Raw genomic sequence first — 25,132 nt, 5'->3', positions numbered from 1 at the left:
TGTTCCATCAAACTTGTCGGGCGACAGGATTGATGGAACAATACGTTTTACAGATTAGTGTTTGTATTTGTATAGGATCTGGATCATCAAAGGATGGGCAAATATCTGGCTGCTTTCAGTGATGTTATGGTCTAAGCCAAATACGATGATTTCTTTTTGATCGGGTGTATCATCTGCTGCTTTGGTTTCCTTGGTAAAACCTACCGCTAATCCCTGTTCCCAGCAATTGGCGATAGCATCAGCAAGTGTTGTTTTGAAGGTGCTTGACATGGATTGGATCTGTAACTGCTGATTGAGGTGCAGATCAAAAGTGTTGTTCATCCATGTTGTGAAATCAGTGCGTAAAAGTTGGGTCTCCAATAGTAAGTCTGAAGCTAATAATGCCAGTACATAATCTTGGACAAAGGCAACGCCTGCTTCATCAAAAGGTTGTTTCATATCTGATTTTTTATTTGTATTTAATTATTTTAAAAATCTGAAAAATTTAATGATTTAGGTACTCAGAATGGATGCTTAGGTATTAAGATGGGTGCTTTTGAACGTTAATGACGTGTTTTACCATTAAGATAGGGGGATTTGCATCTTAATTACTGTTACAAAATAGGGGTATTTGTGTTGCTTGAATGTTAAAAATGTGATCTTCGTCACACTAACAGTTTTGTTACATGGTTTGATTATATCTTTAAGTTAATAATTATAAATTCGCAGTTATTTTAAATTGAAATTAACCTAATGAACGTAGAAATTGCCGTTACCAAAAGAAATAGAATTTTCCTTTATTTTTTAATCCTACTAGTTTTTCCTATTGTTTATAATAAACTGGGTTATAAACTCACTTGGAATAATCTTGAAATGTTGAGTTTCGGTTTTCTAATGTTGTGCTTGATCATGTCTGTGTATTTGTTTGGCTGTGTGGTGATGATATGTGCGATGCGTCGTGTATTTGCTGGTGCGTTGGATGCACCTGTTTCAAAATGGAAAGGTATACTCGGAAAATTCGGTTATTTTGTGAGTGCAATCGTTCCTTCTATTTTCGTTTTACTTGCTTTTTTATCGATATGGATCTGGCATAGGGAGGAATTTTGGGATATGTTGTGGATGAATAGCATATGGAGAGTCAGCTTTATATGTTTGGTACTTGTTGGATTATCCCTTTTAATTGCAAAAAACAGGGCATGGGCACTTTTCTTTTTGGAAAAGGAAATTGTCGAGGTGATAAAAGAAGTGATTGTGGAACAGGAAGTGATCAAGGAAGTAATTGTAAAGGAGGAAGTAATTAAAGAGGTGATTGTGGAACGGGAGGTGATCAAAGAAGTAATTAAAGAGGTCGAGAAGGTAGTAGAAGTGCCAGTTGCTACACATGATGCATCGGGATTACCGAATAAAATAGCGCTGAATGAGATGTATTCCTATCTGGTTCATGTAGCGGGTGTGGGACCGAAAATTCTGAACAAGCTGATCCGATTTTTTGATATTGTTGCCATTAGGACTGGAAGTGGAGTGCGTCATGTTATTTTTTCAGATGGAACAGTGGTACGTTGTGATCAGATTTTATCCGTGTTTGAGGCGTTAAATTTGGATGGCTGGATGGTGAAAATATCCGACAGCTATATGGTCAATATGCTTTTGGTTGATTTTCCTGACTTTAAGGATGGAAAACAACTGAAATTACATATGGAGACTATGGAAGGTTTGTTAAGAAATATGAAGTTAGCGGACATCCAGCTGATGCTGGTTAGGGGGGCGGGTATTAAGGATAAGTATATTCTAGAATTTTTGAAAACTAAAAACAGTTTAACACATGTAGGTTGGGACACTTGGGTTCCCTTTAAGAAGTAGTCGATTTATAGGTAGAAACAGTCCTCTCCAGCTGTTTCTGATGGTATCCGAAATGACCTATGGAAGCAGTTTCCTTATTTCTGCTTCAGGCAAACCTGTGTAGTCTGCAAATATGCTGATGCTGACATACTGGTTTGATTTCAGTCCGTAGCAATCGCGGATGGTCTGAAAGATTTTATAGGTATGCTTTTCCGTACGCCCGAGTATAGCGGCTGCTTCCTTGGGGTAAATACATAAACGATATTTATTTTTCATTTTACATTGCTTTTAGAAGGATGATCTGCTTATCATCAGATCATCCTGATGGTTATTGATTGTCCGTACCGTAGACAAATATTCCCTATCCAACCCCTCTGCTAAGCAGGTATTAAGTAGTAATAAAGAAGACATAAAGCGTATTTTGCTATGTACCTCATGGACATGGGCCAAGTGCGTGGTAAGTGCGTAGAAAGTGTATGAAACATACTGTTTTTATACTCTATCTATGCTTTATATACGCTTTATGTAGGCTTATGCCACGCTTTATCACCGCATAGCATCCTCTTTTACGACATACTCTTTTTAACTTATTCGTTGCAAATTAGGGTTGGATTCCTCTCCAGAAAAATGTTGTAATTGGTTATTCATTACTAAAATAAGTTTTTTATATAGAAAAAACTTTTATTCCTAATCATCTACAGTTCTAGCCCTTGGAGGAAGAGAAACAGTATCATTATTCCGCATTTTTTATCTTTTCGGTGCTTTTGAATCCAATGGTTTTTGGTTGATGTACATCTTAGCACTGTCAAAACAATTAAATCATGGCAAGAGTAGAAAGTTTAATCAAATTAAATGGAACGATCGGGGATCTTTCTTTTTACAAATCAAAAAGTGTGGGCTACCAAGCTCGAATGAAAACCGGTGTATCGGGTGACCGCATTGCAAAAGATCCAGCATTTGCACGTACCCGTGAGAATGGGAGTGAATTTGGCAGGGCACAACAGGAGGGCAAAAAACTGCGTGATCTATTGCGCGATGTTCTGTTTGAAAATGCGGACAACAGATTCAGTGCTCGCTTGGCGAGTAGATTGTTGAAGATCATTCAGATGGATGCGGTCAATGTACGTGGTGCAAGGGTATTGGTACCTGAGAATATGGTCATGCTGGAGGGGTTGGAATGCAACCAACGGTCCAGCTTGAAAAACATAACCTTAAAATCTCTAACGGTGGAGTTTGATCGTGCTATTGGCGATGGCTTTTTGACCTGTTCGCAGTTGATCCCGAACCTTCAGATTGCGAAGTTGAGTGGAGCCACGCACGTGCAATACTCCTTGGTCTTGCAAGAGTTTTCGGGCGATGAGTCGGATCAGCGACCTGCCATCCAGCGATCGGCATATATCAAACTTGGAGAAATAGCTCCAATGGATCTGGAGGTAATGGCTTCGCTCTTTCCAGACCCTGGTAAAAGTGTGTTGGTTCTCGTGGGAACAGGATACTATCAAATGGTCAATGATGCCTATTATCCACTGGCCAATGGACAATACAATGCATTGACCATTAAACAGGTGGTCATACCTTAACCCACATCTTCTTGATGTTTTCAGGAGGCAGTCTGTTACGTGGTAATTGCCTGTCTCCTGATATTTAATACAATGCATCGTTAAAATTATTTATTTCTAAAGGATGATTTCCAATAAATGTCAAACAAACAGATTCTGCATCTCCAACGGATTTATGGAGAGCAGGGAACAAATGGTACGATTACTTTTCAGGGGGAGGTGATCTGCCATACCATAGAATTGCCTTGGCTGAATAACTTGCCAAGGCTCAGCTGCATTCCTGTTGGCGCCTACAAACTGGAAAAACGGAAGTATACCAAACATGGCGAGCAGATCGGTATTCCGGCGGTGTTGGGCCGAGAAGCAATCTTGATCCATGCAGCTAACGATGCACAACAACAGTTGCGCGGCTGTATAGCTCCTGTATCCAGATTAACAGGGGAGGGTCGTGGTGAGGATAGCCGAATAGCACTGGAAAAACTGAAAGCTTTGGTCTATAGCCTGTGGGATATGGGGATGGAGGTTTTTATTCATATTAAGTAATGGAGGTTGTCGCTCGAGCCGCGACAGGCTTGTCACTCATGCCGTGACGGGCAATTACTTTTTTTCGTTAATTATTTGATTTAATTTGGAACTCAAGAGTCTCTTCGAGGTTTTACTTGATAAAAAAAGTAATCAAAAAAGTCAAGGCTGCATTCCTCGATGCTATTTCACCTTGAAGAGGCTAAATGAATTTAAACTCGTTTCACTCGAACAGAAATTCATTTTATACGCCTCTTTGTCGGTTCAAATACGCAATCGGAATGCTAGGCCTTTTGGATAAGCCTTTGGTACTAACTAACTAACTAACTAACTAACTAACTAACCTTATAACATGAAACAAAATGAAAAAGATACTAATAAAAATAAGTCGGGTGCTGCAAGTGGTCTTGTTGGCACCGGTAAAATTACCTGGAAAGGCCTTGAATATCTTAAAATATATTGCGTTGGGATTGGGGGTGGTGGAGACGGTATTGGATAAAGAAGAGGGACCAGATGATAGCGCAAGTCCGATAGTACCTTATGGAGAGAAAGGTTACGACCAATTGAAAGATGCGCAAGCTAACCAAACGCCTACAAAGCAAGATTTAGGTAATAACAAAGATAGGGAGGCGTCGGATGAAAATGAATGATATCCGTATGGGTACTTTGGGTGGTACGCTGTGCTCCATATGGGCTTCGTTTTCTTTAGGGGATGTCCTGCATACCATTTTAATGGCTGGTTTAGGTACATTGGTTAGTTACCTTACGAGTCGATTGCTGGGAAGGCTCCGGAGGAAATAGATTTAAATGGATCCTTTAAAAAGATAAGCCTCTCACGTCATGTGAGGGGCTTATTTGCTAAGAATAATATTTATGAAAATAAAAGTGATAAAGGCTAGGGATACCGGGTGCTAAGTCGTCTTAAAAATCATATCCTTTTTGGATTTTAAATAGACTGGCATTTTGTTGAATATACTATAAAATCAATTTTTTTGAAGATTGATCAAGTCGTTGTTAGTTTTTAGAGCAGGATAAGTTCTTTTGGATAGATGTTGGCCATCAGGAGGTCGATTTTTCTTCGTTTTTAAACTGAAATTCGACTCCTTTTAAATAAATTTTCGCACTTTAGCAGCATCAAATCTAAAGAATACAAGATAATTATGAAATTGAAAAAAATCTATGCAATATTGGCATTTCAGCTTTTTGCTGGTAGTCTTTTTGCACAGGCACAGCTCGATAGCATTGCTGTTACAAAATTAAGTCCTCTTTTCTCTCAACCAACTCTCAAGAATAATAAGCTGGTCGTTCCAAAGATAAAAGGATATGAAGTATCCTTAATCGGATCGGATAATAAAGTGGTGATTGACTTAAATGGTCAAATTTCACAACCTCTGATTGATAAAAAAGTAAATGTACTTTATAAGATCGTACGCAAATCGGATCATGCTTTTGGTGAGATTCCGATGAAAGATATCGTCATCAAAGGTGTTTATGGAGATCAAGGAGTAGGAGAGCAGCCTTTTGTCATTCCGTCACTTCGTGAATGGTATGGGATGGATGGGATATTTAAATTACGTTCAGAATCTGCAATTGTTTTACAACAGCAGGATGAGGAGTCGGCTAAAGCCGCACAACTTTTAAAAGAAGATATCAAAAAGTTGATTGGACTGGATTTGCCTGTGCGAACGGGAGAACCAAAAGCAGGTGATATCTTTATTGGTTCTAAAGGAGATAAAGCCTTGGGAAATGAAGGGTATTCCCTAAAAATTGATGATGTCTTCAGCATTCAAGCTCCAAATTACAACGGTAAGGTTTTCGGAACAAGAACACTATTGCAGCTGCTCTCTCAAAACAATAAACAACTGACAATACCAAAAGGCTTCTCTCGTGATTACCCTACCTACGAGGTGCGGGGATTTATGTTGGATGTTGGGCGTAAATTTTTTACGATTGATTTTTTAAATGATTACGTCGAGCTGATGTCTTATTATAAGATGTCTAATTTTCATATTCATCTTAGTGATAATGCTTTTCCAAAGTACTTTAATTATAACTGGGATAATACGTATTCGGGATTCAGGTTAGAAAATGAACGCTATCCAAATCTAGCTTCTAAAGATGGGCATTATACCAAGGCTGAATTTATAGCATTGCAAAAAAAAGCACTTCGTTATGGAGTGACTATTATTCCTGAAATCGATGTGCCCGCTCATTCATTGGCTATCAGCCAGGCAGTACCCGGTGTAGGTAGTGAAAAGTATGGACAGGATCATCTTGACCTAGACAATCCGTTGACATACGAAGTGGTAAAGAATATATTTGACGAGTATACAAAAGGTCCTAATCCGGTGTTTATTGGTGAAGAAGTGCACGTCGGAACGGATGAATATGATAAAAGTGAATCTGAGAAATTTAGAAAATTTACAGATTTTGTCATCAAAGTGGTACAGGGCAATGGTAAGAAGGTACGCGCTTGGGGAGCATTGACGCATGCTCAAGGTACGACACCTGTTACAGTGAAGGATGTGCGTCTGAATATGTGGTACAATGGTTATGCCGATCCTATCGCGATGAAGAAGTTGGGTTACCAACAGATCAGTACACCTGATGGATGGCTGTATATCGTGCCGGCAGCGGGGTATTACTACGATTACTTGAATACAGACAACTTATATAATAATTGGGAACCGAGAAAGATTGGTGATATCACCTTTGAAAAAGGTGATCCTATCGTTGACGGAGGTATGTTTGCGGTATGGAATGATATCGCAGGAAATGGAATATCGGAAAAAGATGTGCATAACCGTGTGTTCCCAGCTGTGCAGGTGCTTTCCGAGAAAATGTGGGGAGCAGAAGATCTACATTCAAGCTTATTTACTTTTAATGAAAAAAAGAAATCGGTCATAGAAGCCCCAGGTCTGAATATGAGAGGTCATTATATCGCTGATGATCCTTTGCTACTTTACCTGAACTTTGATTCGCAAACACGCAATCAGATAGACAACGAATGGAAAGATGCGCAAGCTTCGGGAACGCAGTTTGAAAAAGGTATAAAGGGCAATGGACTTAAGTTTACTGGAGATGCAAGTCAATTGGTGTTGCCTATAGCAGAAATTGGGGAGCAGTATACGGTGTCTTTTTGGATCAGACCGGCAGCGCAATTAAAAGGTGATCTTTTTAAGTCTAAGAATGCTAAAATATTCAGTGATGATAAGGGGCTTGGATTTACACGTGATGGATATCAGTATTACTTTGATTATTCTTTACCTGTAAACGAGTGGAGTCAAGTAAGCATCACTGGTGACAACATAAGTACACAATTGTATGTTAATGGCAAATTGGTCAAAGACATGAAACCATATGATGTAGTGATGCCTTATAAGGATAAGAATAGTGGGAAGGAAATCAAGTATAAGAAAGTACAGACCTTAGTTTTTCCTCTGTCCGAAATCAGTTTAAAGAATGCGATATTGGATGAGTTGAAAGTGTATAATCAAAAAATGACCGCACAGGAGCTTATGAGTGAATTTAGAATGCGATAGTTATGAATTGATGAAACTTATTATAAACAGGTAAAGCTGTCCAGAATGGACAGCTTTACCTGTTTATAACCCTTAATTTAATAATTTAAATCGTAAGGTTGTTTATCTGTGAGCTTAATTAGCTACGGCTATAATGCTTTCAAATACCTTATCCATAAAGAGTACGGTATCCATATTTTTTTCGTATTTTCTGTGCTCAAAAAGCAATTCATAATTACCGTCGTACTTCATACCGACAAGTTCAAACTTACGTAATTCTAACCACACAGGTGCCGAATCGGCAGTTGGTACCGAGCAGGTAATTGTTTTGAATTTGCCATGTTTGGTAATACTGTATTGTACGTTCACGGGAGTAGAGGTCTTCTTGGGATAGTTGACCATAATGCTTTGTTTCAAATTATTTCTTTTTTAAATGAATGATATATGATTCTTTCTCTCTACGATAGGAAAGAATCGCTATATACAGATGATCTGTATGCAGCCCTGAAATGTTATCGGAGATATCGGCATCAATGAACGACGTACGTAGAGAAATCTCGTTGTTTTAAACCTACATTTCTGTAAGATACTGAAAATAAATTGAATAACCAAATTTCAGTAGCGTTTGTTTTGCAAAGTGAAGAGGTAACAGGGTATTAAAGGGAGAGGAAAGTGATTCGTTGGATTGCAGGCTATTGATAATTAAATTTTATTTACCAGATCTTAATTGCTAAATTAAGACCTTAATAATAGGTCGGCACTATGTTTTGACCAATATGAACCAAACCAAGTTAATAATACCAATATTATTATGAATACAAGAAGAGTTTTTCTCCAAAAGGGTTTTTTGGGAATATCTGGAATAGCCCTAGCCAGTACATTTCAATTAAAGGCACAAGCAGCTACGTTAGTGAAGAAAAAAAAGGAAGATGGATTTCATCTAGGAGTAGCTGGTTATAGTTTTGTGAACTTTAAGTTAGATGAGTCTTTGAGCATGATGAAACGCATGGATATAAAATATTTATGTATCAAAGATTTTCACTTACCATTCACCAGTACAGCTACAGAAATAACTAATTTTCATGAAAAATTAAAGCAATCCGGTGTTACAGGTTATGCGGTAGGACCTATCTATACGAAATCGACAAAAGCAATCGATGATGCCTTTGATTATGCAAAGCGAGTTGGAGTGAACCTGATTATTGGTATACCCAATAAAGAGGATCTACAATATCTTTCCAATAAGACCAAGGAAACGGGTATCAAGTTTGGTATTCATAACCATGGACCTGAAGATAAATTGTATCCTAATGCCACCGTTATTTTTAATTTGATCAAAGATTTGGATGAAAATATAGGGATGTGTTTTGATATGGGGCATGACACGCGAGATGCTCAAGATGCAATTATGGATCTGAAAAAATACCATAAACGTATTTTTGATATCCACTTGAAAAATGTTACCTCAGCAACTGCAGATGGTACCACTTGTGAACTGGGACGTGGCGTAATCGATATTCCTTTGTTTATTCAAGCATTACGTAAAGTAAATTATACGGGTAAATGTAGCCTAGAGCACGAAAAAGATATGGAAGATCCACTAGCTGGCATGGCTGAATCGGCAGGATATTTTAGAGGGGTGACAGCTAGCTAAATTTATAAATCTACTTAGTTATTACGCTCTGTAAGCAAAAGAAATTCGAATTAAAATAAGGATGGCTCCAATTTGGAGCCATCTCTCCTTATAAATAAGAAGAATAAATTTCAACTATTTTATAGCATTTCCATCGGCAACAGTCGGCCAGTATGGATTTTGATAGATCGGTGAATCTTCAAAATCACCACCTGCATTAGATGAATTTGTGAAATTTGTGATACTAATCGATGAAAGATAGTGGGCTAAATGCCACGTATACCCTTCATAAGCTAATGTTTTCGAGATTTGATATGGTCTCAAATAACTGCTTAATTCTGGAGAAGAAACATTAGTTTCCGGTATTAGTAATTCCGTAGACTAATTTGTAAGTCAAATCTGTTTGACCAGCTTTCTCGTATTCATTTTTGTAGAAGTTACCCCAGATTTTGAATCCTTCAATATGAAATTTATTTGTGATAAGCTGATCCATGGATCTCCATCTACGTAAGTCTCTTTCACGAAATCCTTCTCCTAAAAACTCAGCTGATCGTTCTCTTCTGATGTTGAATAGTGTCTTGTCTATTAATTTATTGGCAGAGTATGCTGACCAATTGCCTTTTGCTTCAATAGACATATCAGTTGCTTGGATCGTTTTGTTAATGTCTACATCAACTCCAGCTCTTTTCCGTAATGCTTTCCAGTATTGCTCCATTTTACCGCCTACTGAACCATGACGTTCGTAGTATGCTTCTAAATAGTTTAAATAAGCTTCAGCTGAACGGAAGATGATATATCCTGTGCTACCACCCCAGTTGTCAGCCAACGATTTGTCTGGATTGACACCTTTACGACTTGTGTAACCGGTATTATATCTGAATTGAGAAGATCCACTCGTGATATTAGGCAAGAAAGGTTCTTTGATAGCACCATGACTTCCTTGATCAAGATTGATCCACATATTGATTTGATTCGGCTCTTTAAGGAAAAGATAGGCTCTTTGGTCTCTGTCTTTTCGAACATCAGCTATGGATTCATCACCATGATAGCCACTTCCTGCTGCATAAATGGGTAGACCATTTTTCATCAGGTATGAATCTACCATGCCTTTGGTGATACCAATACCTAAGTTCGAAGTAGAAGAGTTAACAGGAATATTATTGGTAATACCTAGCCCTCTGTTATATGCTTTCCAAAGTAAGACTTCATCATAACCAGACATATCGGTGTTGCCAAACATCTCTACGTAAGCGTTGGACTCACTTGCATTTTGAGGAAGGACACCACTGTTAGGTGTTAAGCTTGAAGCACTAGCTACTTGATCGGCCGATTCGATGGCTTGATCTAAGAACCAATTAATTTCATTATCTATATTACCACTTTGAAATTGATAGTTTTTATTATAATCTTTTGTTGCTCCAGGCCAATCTGGTCCATTGGGAACAAAAGGGGTGTTTTTAAAATATTTAAGCCAAGTACCTTCGAAAAGAGCTACACGTGATTTGAAAAGTTGAGCAGCTTTTTGGCTTAAACGGTTGTTTTTACCATCAGGTGAACTGTTTTTCATCAAAGTGATGGCAGAATCTAAATCGGAAATGATAAAGCGTGCTACTTCGGTACGTGGTAGGCGCTTACTGGCTTCGATAAGGGCAGCTCGATCATCTGGTAGTATCGTTTTTAAGATAGGAAAATCGCCCAATGAGGTAAGTTTCCCAAAGTATTGCAACGCCCTGAAAAAGTACATCTCGCCGATATAATGTTTTACCATCTCGGGATTACCTGTGATCTTGTTTTCTTTATATCGAGGCAACACGGTTTTCAGGAAATAATTGATGTTGTATATTTCCGAAAATTCCCAAGCACCACCTGTAAGCGGTACGCGGTATTCGCCTGTTACATAGGATGCGGGAACGGACTGAGAAGCTTGCACATCGGTAGCATTGTCACCAGCAAATGGGTTGATCTCTCCATTAACGGGGAATGAGTTATATCTGTTAACGGTATAGGCCGCAAGTTGTGATTCATCCCAGAGGTAATTTTCGGGAGTGATACTAGACTCTGGTGCCATATCGAGCTTATCGTTACATGAATTGAAAACGACTGCAGCCAAGATGACAGCGAGTGTATTTTGAATGACTTTCATTGTTTCTTTATTTGTATTATAAATTGACATTTAATCCGACTGATAAGGTTCTTGATAATGGATAACCTAAGCTTCCTGTTCCTGCACCCAGTGATTCTGGGTCAAACATTTTGGGTACTTTTGTTCCTGTCCATAAATTCTCTCCAGAGAAGAAGAAACGAGCACCTTTGATACCCAGGCTACTTGCTGTGGTATGAGGAAGCGTATAACCAATCTGTAGATTTTTAAGTCTGATGTAAGCCCCATTTTGTAAATACTTACTTTGTGTTTGTATATTTTTGTCTGAATTGTCAACAGGTCTAGGGTAAAAAGCATCTAAGTTTTGTCCCATCACATGATTAGCATCAGCTCTAAAGTAGTCCATGTGCTCTTCATAAGCAACTGCTCTCCAGATGTATCCGGTATATCCGAAGTAATTATAACTTCCTTCCCAGAAATCACGTTTGGCAACACCTTGTAAGAAGACACTGGCGTCTATATTTTTCCATTTCATACCCAAGTTGATTCCAAAGCGATAGCGTGGGTTATTGTTCCCTATTACTTTTAAGTCTCCGTGGTCACTTAAACTATTGGCACCACGACCTATTTTCCCATCGCCATCTAAATCTTTGTACATGATGTCTCCAGCTTCCCAAAGTGACCCAAGTGCAGTCTGGCCACCATTAGGCAGACTTGCTAAATGAGCATCCATCTCGCCTTGTGTTTTAGCAATACCGATGGTTTCGTAGCCCCAAATTTGACCTACTTTTTGGCCAGTGTAATAGGTGCCTAAGTCAAAGGTTGGATTCGGGTAATTGGTAATGACCGTATTATTGTCCGATACATTGAAACCAACATGATAACTCAGCTCATCTGAAATAACATCTTTCCAAGTTGCCGTCAATTCCCAGCCTTTTGTTTTAAGATCGGTATTATTGGTTTTTGGAACTGCTGTTCCTAAAATTAATGGAAGGGTTGGTGCTGGACCGACCATGTTTTCCGTATTACGTTGAAACAAGTCAAAGCTAACGGCTAATCTATTTTTCATCGCTTCAACATCGACCCCTAAACCACTGGAAGTAATGGTTTCCCAGGTAAGTAGGGTACTGATCAATCCCGGCGCATTAGCTGTGTTTTGTTGAGCATTGTTAATCAACCAGCCACTATTAGAAGTCCCGACTGGCATAGTGACATAAGTTGGATAGATGGAATTGGTATTTTGATTTCCTAATTTACCATAATCACCTCTGATTTTGAACGTGCTCACATGGGAGGATAAATCACCCCAGAAGCCCTCTTTGGCAATATTCCATCCCGCAGAAAAGGAAGGGAATGTTTTCCAACGTTGATCGGCCCGGAATCTAGAAGTTCCATCGTGACGAAGAACAGCTTCTACAATATACTTCTCTTTGTAATTGTAATTGAATCGACCGAAAAAGCCTATTACACCCCAATTATTGCGATTCCCCCCGACAGATGGGGGAGAGATTACGCCCGATCCGTTAGTGCCATTCGTAATATCGATTACGTCCATATAAGGAACCATAATCCCGTTACGCGATGCTGAGAAAAAATTGTTTTTATTATTTTCGTATTGTGTACCTACCATCACTTTGAAATGATGATCATCAAGCACATCAAAAGAATAGGTCGAAGTTAAACTCTGGTTGAAATAATCATTAGAATAACTATTTTCAGAAACACTTGAGTTATTCTGATTTGGAATAATTTCTCCTGCTACATTGTGGTTGTATACCTTTTGATTATTAGAGTGATTTCTATCTCGATTAATCGAATAATTGAAGTCTGCTCTGATTTCCCAGTTTTTGATAGGCGTTATGACGGCTTCAAGTTTTTGTGAAAGTAGATCCTGCTTTGATCTGCTTCGACCACCATTGCGAATATCAATAATGGGTGATGGACCGTTAAAAAGAAATCCATTATCATCATAAACAGGCAGCATAGGCCATGTCTGATATCCAAACTTACCAATAGAACCTAAATTTGATGGACGATCATAATTACTCTGCGCATAACGCATGTTATACGTTAAGTTGAGGTAATCGGTCAATTGTGCCGTGACTTTCGCATTTGTGCTGTAACGACTGTAAGTGTCTTTACTGACTTTCATCAAACCATCTGAATTCAGATAGTTGCCCGATACATAGGCTTGTATTTTTTCACTACCTCCACTTATACTAACGGTATGTTCTTGAGCGAAAATGTTTTTATTATAGATCTCACCCCACCAATCGGTATTGCCATTGGCGTAATCGTATCCATCGGCCCAGTTAGCTGGATTACTAGGGTCGGGAATATTAACGGTCGTAATTTTTCCATCCATATAATCTTTGATGCGCTGTAGTCGCTCTTCAGTAAACTTTCCTACTGTTTTATTATTTTGAGCAGCATCATTGAAATAAGTTGCAAAACGGTATGAATCAACAGATTTCGGTCTGTTGAGTGCAGAACTTATACGGAAGGAGTTATTGTAATTGATTTTTGCTATACCAGCCTTACCATTTTTAGTCGTCACTAAGATAACTCCGAAGGGTGCACGTGAACCATATATGGCTGAAGATGCGGCGTCTTTAAGTACGGAAATGCTTTCAATATCTTGCGGATTGATCATGTTAAGATTACCTTCTACACCATCAATCAAAATTAAAGGACCTCCACTGGAAACCATCACCAATGGTTGCCATACCTCTGATATTAATCGAAGGAGCAATATCCATAGTACCCTCACCTTTTGAGATATTCAATCCTGGGACTGTTCCTTGTAAAGCCATCGTGGCATTTTGAACAGGGCGTCCCTCAAATACTTCAGATCCGACCACAGAGATAGCTCCCGTTAATGTTTTCTTCTTTTGCTTTCCAAATCCGACAACGACGACTTCATCTAGGATTTCTGATTTCTCCATGGATACCTGAAATTGACGATTTCCTTCCACAGATAGTTCGACAGTTTTGTATCCTACATAGGTAAGTTCAAGGATTGCGTCGGCATTGGTTTTGACTGTAAACCGACCATTAGGATCTGTTATCCCGATCGTTGTCATGGTTCCTTTAACACGAATATTAACCCCTGTTAGCGGGGTGTCTTTGTCGGTTACGGTTCCTTTTATTTCGACTTGTTGTTGTGTTTGGAACACACTATTCGCCGAAATATTGTTTTTCTTCACGCTGTTCGAGAGCGCCATGGTAGGCGACAGGAGCAGTGACATGGTACTTGCAATTCCAAAAATCAAATTGAGTTTTGAATTTTGGAAGCAGTAAGATTTGACATGTGTTTTAATCATAAGTTGGTTTTGTTTTTTAGTTTGGCTTTTTTGTGCTCATGCTGATTGCTGAGCATGAATTTGGCGAGGTAGATCTTCTCAGGTTGGGAAAATGGTTCTTAGGCTTGTTCTCATATTGATAAATAGGTTGTTATGTAATGCTTAGGTTGATATGAGGAAAATAGATTTGGAATCGATACGATTTCGTATTGTTCGCTTTATTTACCTTCTTGGTTATAATGATGACGATTGAGGTTGGGGATTCCCTAGTTGTCTTTATTCTTAAGAAGAAGTATAATAATTTAATAATCTTACTAGGGATTCTATTTTTTGGATCTACTTAACAGTATAGTGATTGATGTTAGTAACATGTAAATCTTATAAGGGGTTTTAAGATTTATGGCATTCAAAAACAATGTTTAGTTTAACTGGTTAAGGGGCAAACACGTGTAGGAAGTGTAGCCCCTTTTTTATTTGTTATTGTGTTGATCTTTATTTACTATCACTCATCCAGAGTTAAAAAAGTCCCCCCTTTGGCAAAGTCTGCGTGACGAAATGGTAACCTTACAATTTTTCATTTAAAATAAATACCGCTATCATATTTTTCAAAAGAGGTATAATAATTTTAACATTATGTTTAATTTAAATTTGATAATTTACTAGGGCGATTATTTAATCGGTCGTCTTAGATCTAACGATTGAAATCTAAATGGAACAACTTTTATTAAGGTATATCAAAGGAATTGCTACATCTGAGGAAAGATGTGAGGTGATTGCATGGATAGAAGAACATGAACAGAAACCGGTTAGAGTATGATGCTCTGTTGACAGCCTATATCATGTCCATTTGGAATGATCTAGAGTTGTAAGAAATAATAAGGTAATTCCTTTCGTCTTTATATCGTTCAATATTTTCTACAAGAGGTCAGCATAGTTTTTAAAATGTTTTTAGACAAATCTCGTCTGCAAATAAAACATAAGTATTGGTCAAATTTTGAGTAGTTGCATAGCACTTATATTTCAATCTTTACAATACTCAAAAGGAGTATACTAATAAGTTGAAGAATCAACCCTGTATTCAACCTTTATGAAATCTAAATCAAATAATCTTATAGTTGTGTAATGGAAGGGGTAACGCAAAATTTTAATCAATTATACAAAGAATACCATAATAGGTCTTTTCTATTTGCTCGATCACTTGTACACGTGAATGAAATAGCTGAGGATATTACTTCAGAAGCATTGATTGTATTGTGGGAACGGATAAAAATTGAGACCGTGTTATCGCCTAAAAGTTTTCTATTCAGAGTGATTAAAAATAAGGCTTTGGATTATCTCAAACATCAAAAGGTACGTCGTCGTATCGTTGAATCCTTAGATGATTGGGAAGGGAAAGAACTACAACTACGTATAGATTCTTTGGAAAAAATGGATGAAGATATTATCTTCTCTAAAGAAATAAAAGAAATCGTTCTCCGATCATTGGATTCATTACCTGAAAGGACGAGAGAGGTTTTTGTATTGAGCCGTGAACACCAACAAAGTGGTAAAGAAATTGCCGAACAGTTGGGTATTACGGTAAAAGGTGTTGAATACCATATGACAAAAACCTTGAAGACCTTATCTTTTAGTTTAAAGGACTATTTGGTTGTTTCATAGTCTTTATCGCCTACTAACTTTTTGATATAATAATAAGGTTGCCACTGCTTTGGATACATAACATCTAATGCTGTGGACTCCCTATCGAGCGTTCTATACGATCACTGAAATTAGATCAGGATATTGGGACAGTTCTTAAAACCATTTAAACCAATCAGCTTTATCCTGAATTAGCTTTCTTTATTTTTTTAGCAAAAAAACAGTGACAAAAAAACATCTAATTATGGTAAAATACCGCTAGTTTGCAGAGAAATTTAATTAGACTTTTACAAATAAGCACCCTGTACGGCTGCTGTGACTTGTATAATAAAGTATGTGCTGAAAACATGATTGTCAAATGGATGATATTTTCCTGTTTATGGGTAATTTTAGTTGAATATACTTTTAAAGTAGTGCAGGATACAACGGTGATTTTTTTGACATGTAAAACGAAAGAATGTATAATCTGGGAATAGATAAAATAATATTAGGGACTGCAGGTTTGGGTGGTGTTTGGGGGAAAGTGATTGCCGAGGAGTCAGTCTCTACAATGGTAGACGCACTTTCTCGTGGTGTTTGTGCATTGGATACTGCTCCTGCATATGGTGATGCCGAACAGTTTGTAGGGCAAGCATTGGCAAGATGGACAGGGAAGCGACCTGCAATTAGCACCAAAGTTGGTCGGTTAAAAAGCTATAGAACTGATCAAGCGACCTATGACTACACAAGAGACGGCATGAGAAAAAGTGTAGATAGTAGTTTGGATACTCTTGGAGTCCAACAAATCGATGTGCTTTTCTTACATGAACCAGCTGCAATACCTCCTGCAGAAATTGAATTTGTGGTTTCGCAAATGTTATTCTTTAAAGAACAAGGGTATGCAAAGAAAATAGGGATAGGTGGTAATTTGCCACAACAATTCGCTCCTTATCTAAAAGATAATGTCTTCGATGTTATTATGGAATACAATAGACTCAATGCTTGTAGTGTTGAAGCCCTTCGTGCCACAATTCCGAATTGTGACCAGAGTAACAAAGAGTACTATGCAGCCAGTCCATTAAATATGGGATTGCTTGGTTGTAATTTTAATGAGTTCTCAAACTTTCCTCCAAGTTGGTTAGATATGAAAAGTATCGAACAGGCGAAGCGGATAAATGAAATCGCTGAACGATACCAGATACCATTGGATGTACTGGCATTGCGGTTTTTATACAGTATACCTGCATCTTTTAAAGTAGTGTTGGGGGCAGCAGATAATGATCAACTCATGAGCTCACTACAGGCATTTGATGCAGGTATCTTGCCCGCTCATATTTATAACGAAATCCTTCAAACACTTAATTGATCATACATGAATGAAATAGATGATGAAATTTTTAATGTTCAGAAAATAAGCATTAGAGTTTTAGAACCAGTAGCAAATGTAACCCCTTTTCAGGATGCTACAATGGGGCCTTTTCCCTCTTTTGGTCTTTCCATTATCCGAATAGAAGATGAGGATGGATATGTGGGTGAAGCGCCTGTGTACAATAGCTATAATAATATTTTGGAAACTTGTCTATTTCCAATACTATTTCATTGTAAAGGAGTACCCTATAAAGAATTTTTCCCTAAACTATATTGGTCTATTCGAAATGAAGGATTTAAAGGTGCAGCTTCGGCTTTGTTGGGACAGGTAGATATGGCGTTATACGATCTTGCGGCAAGGCGGAAAAATATCCCAGTATATCGCTATATAGGCGGTACGCGTAATGCGGTGAAGATGTATGCAAGTGGAGGGGGGACAAATTATACTTTAAAGCAGTTGGAAGATGAGATAGGTGTGTTTATGGATGCCGGAGCAGACTGTTATAAGATGAAGATCGGGAAGGATTTTGGGACAAATATGCAGGAAGATATTGAAAGGGTAAAATATGTCAAGCGTTTGGTCGGTAATAACATGAAGGTAGCTGTCGATGTAAATCAAATATGGTCATGTCATGATGTATTTAAATTTATTGATGCTATAGGAGAGGAAGAGCTGAGTTGGATAGAAGAACCTATACATTCAGCAGCTTACGATCAGATTGAAGAACTGTGTAAGCATACTTCATTAACAATTGCTTATGGAGAATCGGAGCGGACTTCAAAAATTTTCCCAATGTTGGCCAATTGTGGAATAAAACATTTACAACCTGTACCCACGCAGTTTGGAGGAATGAAAGAATGGAAGGATGTAAAAGACTTGTGCGAAGCCCGAGATTTGCAGCTTTCTTCTGGTGGCTATTCCTTATATTCGACTTTCTTAATGACTACTGCCCAAAGTAGCGGGATGATTGAATACCTATATTCGCTGATGCATGGATTGGAGAAGTATTTTTTGATTCGCCCTTCGTTGAGCAAAGGTCAGTTTCACCTACCAGAAACCGCGGGATTACCAGTACAGATAGATTGGGAGTATTGTTATAAAGAAAATAAGGTAATTAGAGAACATGTTTGGGAAAAACATCAGGTTCCGAATTACAATCCATTAGTAAGCATGTAGTATATTAAAACCAACCCTATTGTGAGTTTATCATTCAATTATATTGATTATTTAGTTCTAGCATTATATGCTTTAGTTTTATTATATGTCGGATTCCGCTTTAATAAAAAGGAAAAGAATCAGCAGGATATATTTTTAGGTGGACGCACGCTCAAATGGTGGCAGATTGGTTTTTCTATTTTTGGAGCAAATGCTGGACCAATGATGTTGATTGGTTTTGCGAGCATTGGGTTTACACATGGTATCGTAGCGAGCAATTTTGAATTGTTGGCATGGGTATTTCTGATGTTGTTGGCTATGGTCTTTCTCCCTTATTATCTAAAGACTAAGATTAGCACAATTCCTCAATTCCTGTTGATTCGATTCGGTAAACGATCTTATAATTTTTTGATTGTATACAGTTTGATTTCCATATTAGTGGTTTGGTTGGGAAGTGCTCTTTATGCTGGTGGTTTACTCATATCCGGTATTTTCGGCTGCTCGCTATTTACGGCTATAGCAGTGATTGCGGTTATAGCAACAAGCTTTACGGCTATCGGAGGATTGAAAGCTGTCGTGCGTACAGGTGTATTTCAATCGGTTATTATCATTGTATCCTCTATCATACTTACGGTACTTGGTTTTCAGAAAATCGGCAGTGTTGATGCGTTAGTGAGTCAAACTCCAGAATCTTATTGGAAACTTTTTCTTCCTGCTTCCAATGCAGAATATTCCTGGGTAGGTATTTTACTGGGCTACCCTGTGGTAGCCATATATTATTGGTGTGCCGACCAGACGATCGTTCAAAAGGTATTGGCGGCTAAAGATTTGAAACAAGGTCAATATGGCGCTATATTTATTGGAACACTAAAGATCATAATGCCTATCATATTCATTCTTCCGGGCATCATGTGTTATGTACTCTTTAAAGATACAGCTCCAGATAATGCTTATATCACAATGATTAAAGAGTTGATGCCTCACGGTCTTCTTGGTCTGAGTATTGCAGCATTAATTGCTTCACTCGTGGACACCGTATCTTCCAGTCTCAACTCATTCAGTACGGTATTTACTTTGGATGTCGTACAGCAATTCAAGGTACTTAATAGAGATCAGCAAGTACGAATGGGGAAATGGATAACCGTGGCGGCAGCTATTGTTGGTGTAGGGATTGCGCTCTTATTTTCATATTCGGGAAAAGGATTCTTTGATCTCACCCAAGGCTTGGTATCCATTCTATCACCACCTTTAGCCGTGGTGTTTTTATGGGGAGTTTTTTGGAAACGTATTAACAGCACAGCTGCCGAAATTGTGCTCTATGGAGGTGGTTTTGTCTGCTTGGTGTTGGGGGCATGTCATGTGCTTAATTACCCCTATCAAGGGTATTGGCCTCATTTCTTAATGCTTTCTTTTTATATATTTGTAGTCTTAAGTGTCGTTATTGTTGCGGTAACCTTACTCACCAAATCCAAGGTTGATCCTGAGGTTCCGACATTGTTCGATGTGAAGAACAATGAGGTGGAGGCTAGCTCAAATTCGATTTGGCTCACTTGGGCTGCCCTTGCGGCTGTGATGGTTATTATTTATATTTATTTTAATTGATCGTTAGTATGAAATTTAAAACTGTTCTTCTTCTATTAGTGTGTTACACAGCTTTATTTATCAGCTGTAATCAGGCTGATAATAACGCAGCAGCTCAAACCTTTGAGGAAAAGGTATTTGTCGTGAATACGGTAGACAGTGATGAAAAGCTAAAGGAGTATCTAACTTATCATAGACAGATTTGGCCAGAAGTGGAAGCAGGATTTAAGAAAGCAGGTTATAAACGCATCTCTCTTTATCATTTTAAAGATTTAGTTGTCATGGCTATATCCGTGCCTGTCGGGGCAGATCTGGATGAGATGGGGAAAATAGCGGAATCCTATAGTCCAAAATGTGCCTCTTGGAATAAACTGATGAATACGTACCAAAAAGGAGTGGCCGGTACAGAAGAAGGTCAAAAGTGGGTAGAAGCTAGCCCTTTCTATGAGTTTAGCAATTAAATTGCTTCGGTAGTGGCCTTGTATTTCTTTGCAAAATCGCGTGGAGAACTACCCTTGACATCTTTAAAATGCTTGTTAAAATTGGATATATTGTTATAACCGCTTTTGTAACACGTCTCTGTGATGTTGTGATTGCCTTCCATCAATAATTTAGCAGCATGACCAATCCGTATTTCTTTGATAAATTCGACCATTGTTCTATTGGTTTGCATTTTGAAAAAGCGACAAAAAGCAGAAGTAGACATGGGAATGACCGATGCAACATCCTGAAGAGAAATATCTTCTTTAAAATGTTTAAAAATATAATCAAAAACACGATTGATCCTATTTGCTTCCGTGGACGTTTCTACAACGTTGAATGATGGTGAGGATAAGGTTTTATACGAGTTTGATAAAGCCAGTTTGTCCAATAGCTGCAACATCAATACTGCACGTGTAAATCCGGTGGCACCTAACATCTGATAGAGAATTTCTTTTGCCTCTACTACAATAGTACCCGAAAATAAAACTCCTTTTGATGCATTGTCAAAAAGCTGATTGAGGTGAATGGTTTCTGGTTTAGTAAGTAGGTCTTTTCCCAAAAAATCGGGGTAAAAATGAACGATGGTAGCATCTGCTGGCCGCTTGTTGTTGATGGTGTTATAGTATTGCCAGCAATGCGGCAAGTAACTCCCAAGGAGGACAAGCTCATCCCCTTTGAAGTCTTCGATATGATCACCAATAAAACGCTTTCCTACACAGTTTTCCAATAGTGCAATCTCAAAATTCACATGTGATTTTAATGAGGTGTATTTCTTGATTTCCAATTCTTCAGAACGAATAGTAAAGGATTGGTCAGGCGGAAAGGTAAAGTTCTCGTAGATATGTTGCATAATTCAAGTAAAAGATAGCAATTCAATAATGTACTATAAATCGGTTTTTTCTGGACTTAAAGATATATAAAAATTTTTAATAACCGAATCCTGACTATTTAGAAATCATGGTAAGGTGCAAAATAACATTATAAATTGGCAAATTATTGGTGGTAATCATTTTTTATAAACCTGAGCTTTATACCATAAATGAAGGTGTGAAGATCAGGTCACATACCGAATAACCAAATTATGAATTATTCCGGATTTGAAGTTTAACCCTGAGTTGGGGCTTCGGAAATCGTCAACAGATAATAAAAAAAAACATGCGGCCTATGGTATAAAGAATACACATATGAAAAAAACAATGAAGGAATGCGACTCCTTCATTGTTTATTATTTTCTTAATCAACTAATCAAGAATAAACAAAGTTATGAAAAATGTTAAATTAATACACTTTCTAAATTTTGGCAGGAATACAAGAAATATAACATTATTATGTGCTTTGGCTACAATCAATAACACGATCTATGCCGAATCAAGTAATGTGCCTATAAGTACTGGCCAAATCACATTGAAGAATTTAAAAATAGAACAACAACAAATTACTGTTTCTGGAAGAGTAACCGATAACAATGGTAATCCAATGGCGGGAGTATCGGTAGCTGAAAAGGGAAAACCAAGTGAGCAGATCACAGATCAAGATGGAAAGTATCAAATTAAAGTAGCTTCCGCCGGAACTTTGGTATTCACTTTTGTGGGCTATGAAACCGTAGAAATGCGTATTCAAGGAAAGGATGTGATTAATGTGAATATGCGCAGTAATATACAGGATCTGGATGAAGTAGTGGTGATTGGCTATACTTCTCAGAAAAAATCTTTATTAACTGGCGCTGTGTCTACGATGAAAGTGGACGAAACATTAAAGACACTGCCCACGACCTCCGCAGGAAATATGTTGATTGGTAAACTGGCAGGCGTGAACGTGAATACAGTCGATGCTGTGCCAGGAGCACAGCCGAATGTCAGTATCCGAACAGGGTCTTCTTTAAACGATCAAAATGTGACTTATGTAATTGACGGAGTGGTGCGAGGTGGTGGCGATTTTAATAATTTGAGTCCCAATGAGATTGAGGATATAACTGTTTTGAAAGATGCTGCCTCCGCCGCCATTTATGGTTCTCGATCCGCTGGAGGAGTCATTATCGTCACAACAAAAAAAGGAACTAGAGGAAAGCCTACCTTCAATTTTTCATCCGCTTATAGTGTTGATACACGAACCAAAAATGTCGCATTAACAAGTGCTGTTCAGGCTGGAGAATTATATGGACGTATCAATGGTTTCTGCAGATCCTGCGGGTTGGGCATGGTCGCAAGAAGAAATAGATCATTATAAAACCATTAATAATGGCTGGGGATATGATCAGCTGGAAACCGTGTGGAAGAATCCGACCACCCAGACCAACAACCTCAGTGTAGATGGGGGTAATGATCGTGTGCGTTATTTTGGTGCAGCATCTTATGTGAAGCAAAAAGGATTTTTAGAGCCCATGACCTATGATAAATATAACATTCGGATGAATGTGACGGCAGATATTACCAAAGATTTGGAAATATTTACCGGATTTGCAATGTATAATAATATGACAGGTCGGATTGCAGATAACGCAGATCCTGCAGATACTTATGGTAAGTTGCGTATTTGGCAGCCGGATCAACCTGTTTTTACAGACAACGGTCAGTTTGTCGATTATGGATGGATCGGTAACGTTGGCGCTCGCGTAACTGGTGCTAGTGGGTATAATAAAGAGAATCATTTAAAACCTCAAATTATTGTTAGTGGAACATATAAGGCTCCATTTCTAAAAGGCCTGAGTGTAAAAGCCATGTATAGCCGAAGTTGGGTCAATAATATGCAAAAAATCTTCTACACCAATTATGATATGATGGTGATGCAAAGAAGTGGGATCAATAATCGTATCGTTTCGACAGATGACAATGATATTATTAATGTGAAAAGATCGACCTGGGTAGGAAAGGATTATATTGAGCGTAAATCAACTTGGAGCGATGATAAGCAGTTCAACATGCAGTTGAATTATGAAAACGTCTTCAATGATAAACACCGGGTGTCGGCCGCATTAGTTACGGAATGGTATGAGGGAGGTGGTGCAGGTGTAACAGGTGGAAGGGAGACCTTTCCGGTCTATAAAACAGACCAATTTTGGGCAGCAAGTGGGGCTCGAGCAGATACTTGGGGTGATGGGGATACCGATTGGATTAGTGGACGTATGTCCTATATTGGGCAATTCAATTACACCTACGCCGATAAATATCTGTTTAATTTCTCTTTCCGCGAAGATGGATCCATGAATTTTTCTCCAGAACAACGTTGGGGGTTCTTTCCTGCCGGTTCGGCCGGTTGGGTCATTTCCGAAGAAAATTTCTTTAATAAATCCATCGTTCAGGTTTTAAAACTTCGGGGATCATTGGGTTTGACCGGAAATGATGCCGTCGGTGGTTGGCAATGGCAGGAGTCTTATCAGTCTGGAAAAAATGCTTATTTCGGAACGAGCCCATTACGTTCTGTAGGGATTACTTACGGAAATGTCGTAAACCCTAATTTGACCTGGGAAAAAGCCTTGAGTTATAATATCGGAGTGGATATGAACTTGCTCAAAAATTGGAATGTATCTGCAGATTATTGGTTCCGTAATTCATATGATATCTTGGGAGATCGACAAAGCGCATTGCCGTCGACTTATAGTTTGACTATGCCTGCTGAAAACTATGGAAAGATTGAAGCTCAAGGATTTGATTTGCAGTTGGGATACCGCAATGGTAATGAAAAGTTACAGTATTTTGCCAACTTGACCATGTCTTATGGATGGAATAAAGTGATTACACAAGACTATGCTAACAATGCACAGTGGATCGATATTCCTGTCGGTAAGTCGAGAAGCGTCATTAAAGGCTGGGAATATGATCGCATTTTACGCACGCAAGCTGATTTGGACGCCTTTAATGCGGCTAACCCAAATTATAAACATAATGGTTTATCACCCGAATTAGGGATGATGGTGTACAAAGATTTGAGTGGACCTAATGGTGAAGCTGATGGAATCATCGATAATTGGGATCGTATCGAGTTGCGTTCTAAAAATTTTCCAGTGGTGTATGGATTGAATTTAGGGGTTAGCTGGAAAGGTTTTCATCTGGAAACGATGTTGTCAGGACGTTTAGGCGAAAAGAAATGGATGTCGGATCTTGCAGGTGGAGCCGAGTGGAATCGGATGTGGGATCAATGGTATTCAGATAGCTGGACGCCGGAAAACCCTGATGCAACCTTACCAAAGCGGATTGGAATGAACAACTCGAAGACTTACGAAACAAATAGTTCCTTTTGGTTAAAGGATGCGAGCTTTATGCGCATGAAATATTTGACATTGAGTTATGACCTGCCAAAGGGTGGTGCGTTCTACAATAAAATCTTTAGTAATGTGCGTGTGTTTGCAACGGGAACCAATTTGTTTGTCCTAAGTAAGTTTAATAAATATTATGATCCTGAGATAGGTGGTGGAAATTCATTCCCTATTCTGAAATCCTATAATTTTGGTATTGACGTTAAATTCTAAGATGAT

The 25,132-nt window shown here is 38.4% G+C and carries 22 protein-coding genes; 14 read left to right on the top strand and 8 right to left on the bottom strand.

Annotated elements, in window-relative coordinates:
* Positions 1-54: 54 nt before the first annotated feature.
* On the bottom strand, positions 55-438 hold the full coding sequence (locus ACFX5U_RS16060) for a hypothetical protein (RefSeq protein ID WP_400261419.1): 384 nt from the start codon (positions 436-438) through the stop codon (positions 55-57).
* Positions 439-732: 294 nt separating this feature from the next.
* On the opposite strand from ACFX5U_RS16060, the gene ACFX5U_RS16055 reads away from it, so the two are divergent.
* Positions 733-1,839: a hypothetical protein gene (locus tag ACFX5U_RS16055; protein WP_400261418.1), complete on the top strand. Its 1,107-nt coding sequence runs from the start codon at positions 733-735 to the stop codon at positions 1,837-1,839.
* Between the two features lie 57 nt (positions 1,840-1,896).
* Here ACFX5U_RS16055 and ACFX5U_RS16050 read toward each other — a convergent pair whose 3' ends face one another.
* Positions 1,897-2,094 (bottom strand): hypothetical protein, encoded by a 198-nt coding sequence (locus ACFX5U_RS16050; RefSeq protein WP_400261417.1) that lies wholly within the window; start codon positions 2,092-2,094, stop codon positions 1,897-1,899.
* A 545-nt stretch (positions 2,095-2,639) separates the two neighbouring features.
* Between ACFX5U_RS16050 and ACFX5U_RS16045 the strand changes: the two genes are divergently transcribed.
* From ACFX5U_RS16045 to ACFX5U_RS16025, 5 genes are all read left to right on the top strand, one after another.
* Complete coding sequence (locus ACFX5U_RS16045; protein ID WP_400261416.1) at positions 2,640-3,398, top strand: hypothetical protein; 759 nt, start codon at positions 2,640-2,642, stop codon at positions 3,396-3,398.
* A gap of 117 nt (positions 3,399-3,515) precedes the next feature.
* Positions 3,516-3,920: a DUF5675 family protein gene (locus ACFX5U_RS16040; RefSeq protein ID WP_400261415.1), complete on the top strand. Its 405-nt coding sequence runs from the start codon at positions 3,516-3,518 to the stop codon at positions 3,918-3,920.
* Between the two features lie 341 nt (positions 3,921-4,261).
* Positions 4,262-4,549, top strand: coding sequence for a hypothetical protein (locus tag ACFX5U_RS16035; RefSeq protein ID WP_400261414.1), 288 nt, complete (start codon positions 4,262-4,264; stop codon positions 4,547-4,549).
* On the top strand, positions 4,536-4,700 hold the full coding sequence (locus tag ACFX5U_RS16030; RefSeq protein ID WP_400261413.1) for a hypothetical protein: 165 nt from the start codon (positions 4,536-4,538) through the stop codon (positions 4,698-4,700). Before ACFX5U_RS16035 ends, ACFX5U_RS16030 begins: the two co-directional genes overlap by 14 nt.
* A 359-nt stretch (positions 4,701-5,059) precedes the next feature.
* A complete protein-coding gene (locus ACFX5U_RS16025; protein WP_400261412.1) occupies positions 5,060-7,441 on the top strand; it encodes a family 20 glycosylhydrolase in 2,382 nt (793 codons plus the stop codon).
* A gap of 114 nt (positions 7,442-7,555) precedes the next feature.
* Here the strand turns inward: ACFX5U_RS16025 and ACFX5U_RS16020 are convergent, their stop codons facing one another.
* Positions 7,556-7,837, bottom strand: a complete 282-nt coding sequence (locus ACFX5U_RS16020) for a hypothetical protein (RefSeq protein ID WP_280566010.1) — start codon at positions 7,835-7,837, stop codon at positions 7,556-7,558.
* A 394-nt stretch (positions 7,838-8,231) separates the two neighbouring features.
* On the opposite strand from ACFX5U_RS16020, the gene ACFX5U_RS16015 reads away from it, so the two are divergent.
* Positions 8,232-9,074, top strand: coding sequence for a sugar phosphate isomerase/epimerase family protein (locus ACFX5U_RS16015; protein WP_400261411.1), 843 nt, complete (start codon positions 8,232-8,234; stop codon positions 9,072-9,074).
* Between the two features lie 114 nt (positions 9,075-9,188).
* Here ACFX5U_RS16015 and ACFX5U_RS16010 read toward each other — a convergent pair whose 3' ends face one another.
* The 4 genes from ACFX5U_RS16010 to ACFX5U_RS15995 are packed head-to-tail and all read right to left on the bottom strand — an operon-like array spanning position 9,189 to position 14,477.
* Positions 9,189-9,377 carry a hypothetical protein gene (locus tag ACFX5U_RS16010; protein WP_400261410.1) on the bottom strand — a complete coding sequence of 63 codons (189 nt, stop codon included), beginning with the start codon at positions 9,375-9,377 and terminating at the stop codon, positions 9,189-9,191.
* Positions 9,378-9,405: 28 nt separating this feature from the next.
* Positions 9,406-11,196 (bottom strand): RagB/SusD family nutrient uptake outer membrane protein, encoded by a 1,791-nt coding sequence (locus tag ACFX5U_RS16005; RefSeq protein ID WP_400261409.1) that lies wholly within the window; start codon positions 11,194-11,196, stop codon positions 9,406-9,408.
* A gap of 16 nt (positions 11,197-11,212) precedes the next feature.
* Positions 11,213-13,864 carry a SusC/RagA family TonB-linked outer membrane protein gene (locus tag ACFX5U_RS16000; protein ID WP_400261408.1) on the bottom strand — a complete coding sequence of 884 codons (2,652 nt, stop codon included), beginning with the start codon at positions 13,862-13,864 and terminating at the stop codon, positions 11,213-11,215.
* Positions 13,830-14,477 carry a carboxypeptidase-like regulatory domain-containing protein gene (locus ACFX5U_RS15995; protein WP_400261407.1) on the bottom strand — a complete coding sequence of 216 codons (648 nt, stop codon included), beginning with the start codon at positions 14,475-14,477 and terminating at the stop codon, positions 13,830-13,832. Before ACFX5U_RS15995 ends, ACFX5U_RS16000 begins: the two co-directional genes overlap by 35 nt.
* Before the next feature lie 1,101 nt (positions 14,478-15,578).
* Here ACFX5U_RS15995 and ACFX5U_RS15990 point away from each other — a divergent pair.
* The 5 genes from ACFX5U_RS15990 to ACFX5U_RS15970 all read left to right on the top strand — a co-directional run bounded on the left by ACFX5U_RS15990 (position 15,579) and on the right by ACFX5U_RS15970 (position 20,639).
* Complete coding sequence (locus ACFX5U_RS15990) at positions 15,579-16,115, top strand: RNA polymerase sigma-70 factor (protein ID WP_400261406.1); 537 nt, start codon at positions 15,579-15,581, stop codon at positions 16,113-16,115.
* Positions 16,116-16,551: 436 nt separating this feature from the next.
* Positions 16,552-17,439: an aldo/keto reductase gene (locus ACFX5U_RS15985; RefSeq protein WP_400261405.1), complete on the top strand. Its 888-nt coding sequence runs from the start codon at positions 16,552-16,554 to the stop codon at positions 17,437-17,439.
* 6 nt (positions 17,440-17,445) lie between these two features.
* Positions 17,446-18,618 (top strand): enolase C-terminal domain-like protein, encoded by a 1,173-nt coding sequence (locus ACFX5U_RS15980; protein WP_400261404.1) that lies wholly within the window; start codon positions 17,446-17,448, stop codon positions 18,616-18,618.
* A gap of 21 nt (positions 18,619-18,639) precedes the next feature.
* Positions 18,640-20,199, top strand: coding sequence for an SLC5 family protein (locus tag ACFX5U_RS15975; RefSeq protein WP_400261403.1), 1,560 nt, complete (start codon positions 18,640-18,642; stop codon positions 20,197-20,199).
* 8 nt (positions 20,200-20,207) lie between these two features.
* Positions 20,208-20,639: an L-rhamnose mutarotase gene (locus ACFX5U_RS15970; RefSeq protein ID WP_400261402.1), complete on the top strand. Its 432-nt coding sequence runs from the start codon at positions 20,208-20,210 to the stop codon at positions 20,637-20,639.
* Here ACFX5U_RS15970 and ACFX5U_RS15965 read toward each other — a convergent pair.
* A complete protein-coding gene (locus ACFX5U_RS15965) occupies positions 20,636-21,511 on the bottom strand; it encodes an AraC family transcriptional regulator (RefSeq protein ID WP_400261401.1) in 876 nt (291 codons plus the stop codon). The genes ACFX5U_RS15970 and ACFX5U_RS15965 overlap by 4 nt on opposite strands.
* Positions 21,512-21,996: 485 nt before the next feature.
* Between ACFX5U_RS15965 and ACFX5U_RS15960 the strand changes: the two genes are divergently transcribed.
* Both ACFX5U_RS15960 and ACFX5U_RS15955 read left to right on the top strand, forming a co-directional pair.
* On the top strand, positions 21,997-22,887 hold the full coding sequence (locus ACFX5U_RS15960; protein WP_400261400.1) for a carboxypeptidase-like regulatory domain-containing protein: 891 nt from the start codon (positions 21,997-21,999) through the stop codon (positions 22,885-22,887).
* Positions 22,817-25,126 carry a SusC/RagA family TonB-linked outer membrane protein gene (locus ACFX5U_RS15955; protein WP_400261399.1) on the top strand — a complete coding sequence of 770 codons (2,310 nt, stop codon included), beginning with the start codon at positions 22,817-22,819 and terminating at the stop codon, positions 25,124-25,126. Before ACFX5U_RS15960 ends, ACFX5U_RS15955 begins: the two co-directional genes overlap by 71 nt.
* Positions 25,127-25,132 lie beyond the last annotated feature (6 nt).

Source organism: Sphingobacterium sp. SG20118 (assembly GCF_044740685.1).
Taxonomy (GTDB): Bacteria; Bacteroidota; Bacteroidia; order Sphingobacteriales; family Sphingobacteriaceae; genus Sphingobacterium.
This window is presented reverse-complemented; position numbering and strand designations above follow the sequence as displayed.

Excerpts from the sequence above, each read along its gene's own strand:
- ACFX5U_RS16060 (WP_400261419.1), bottom strand. The coding sequence starts at position 438 with ATGAAACAACCTTTTGATGAAGCAGGCGTTGCCTTTGTCCAAGATTAT.
- ACFX5U_RS16055 (WP_400261418.1), top strand. The coding sequence starts at position 733 with ATGAACGTAGAAATTGCCGTTACCAAAAGAAATAGAATTTTCCTTTAT.
- ACFX5U_RS16050 (WP_400261417.1), bottom strand. The coding sequence starts at position 2,094 with ATGAAAAATAAATATCGTTTATGTATTTACCCCAAGGAAGCAGCCGCT.
- ACFX5U_RS16045 (WP_400261416.1), top strand. The coding sequence starts at position 2,640 with ATGGCAAGAGTAGAAAGTTTAATCAAATTAAATGGAACGATCGGGGAT.
- ACFX5U_RS16040 (WP_400261415.1), top strand. The coding sequence starts at position 3,516 with ATGTCAAACAAACAGATTCTGCATCTCCAACGGATTTATGGAGAGCAG.
- ACFX5U_RS16035 (WP_400261414.1), top strand. The coding sequence starts at position 4,262 with ATGAAAAAGATACTAATAAAAATAAGTCGGGTGCTGCAAGTGGTCTTG.
- ACFX5U_RS16030 (WP_400261413.1), top strand. The coding sequence starts at position 4,536 with ATGAAAATGAATGATATCCGTATGGGTACTTTGGGTGGTACGCTGTGC.
- ACFX5U_RS16025 (WP_400261412.1), top strand. The coding sequence starts at position 5,060 with ATGAAATTGAAAAAAATCTATGCAATATTGGCATTTCAGCTTTTTGCT.
- ACFX5U_RS16015 (WP_400261411.1), top strand. The coding sequence starts at position 8,232 with ATGAATACAAGAAGAGTTTTTCTCCAAAAGGGTTTTTTGGGAATATCT.
- ACFX5U_RS16005 (WP_400261409.1), bottom strand. The coding sequence starts at position 11,196 with ATGAAAGTCATTCAAAATACACTCGCTGTCATCTTGGCTGCAGTCGTT.
- ACFX5U_RS16000 (WP_400261408.1), bottom strand. The coding sequence starts at position 13,864 with ATGGTTTCCAGTGGAGGTCCTTTAATTTTGATTGATGGTGTAGAAGGT.
- ACFX5U_RS15995 (WP_400261407.1), bottom strand. The coding sequence starts at position 14,477 with ATGATTAAAACACATGTCAAATCTTACTGCTTCCAAAATTCAAAACTC.
- ACFX5U_RS15990 (WP_400261406.1), top strand. The coding sequence starts at position 15,579 with ATGGAAGGGGTAACGCAAAATTTTAATCAATTATACAAAGAATACCAT.
- ACFX5U_RS15985 (WP_400261405.1), top strand. The coding sequence starts at position 16,552 with ATGTATAATCTGGGAATAGATAAAATAATATTAGGGACTGCAGGTTTG.
- ACFX5U_RS15980 (WP_400261404.1), top strand. The coding sequence starts at position 17,446 with ATGAATGAAATAGATGATGAAATTTTTAATGTTCAGAAAATAAGCATT.
- ACFX5U_RS15970 (WP_400261402.1), top strand. The coding sequence starts at position 20,208 with ATGAAATTTAAAACTGTTCTTCTTCTATTAGTGTGTTACACAGCTTTA.
- ACFX5U_RS15965 (WP_400261401.1), bottom strand. The coding sequence starts at position 21,511 with ATGCAACATATCTACGAGAACTTTACCTTTCCGCCTGACCAATCCTTT.
- ACFX5U_RS15955 (WP_400261399.1), top strand. The coding sequence starts at position 22,817 with ATGGACGTATCAATGGTTTCTGCAGATCCTGCGGGTTGGGCATGGTCG.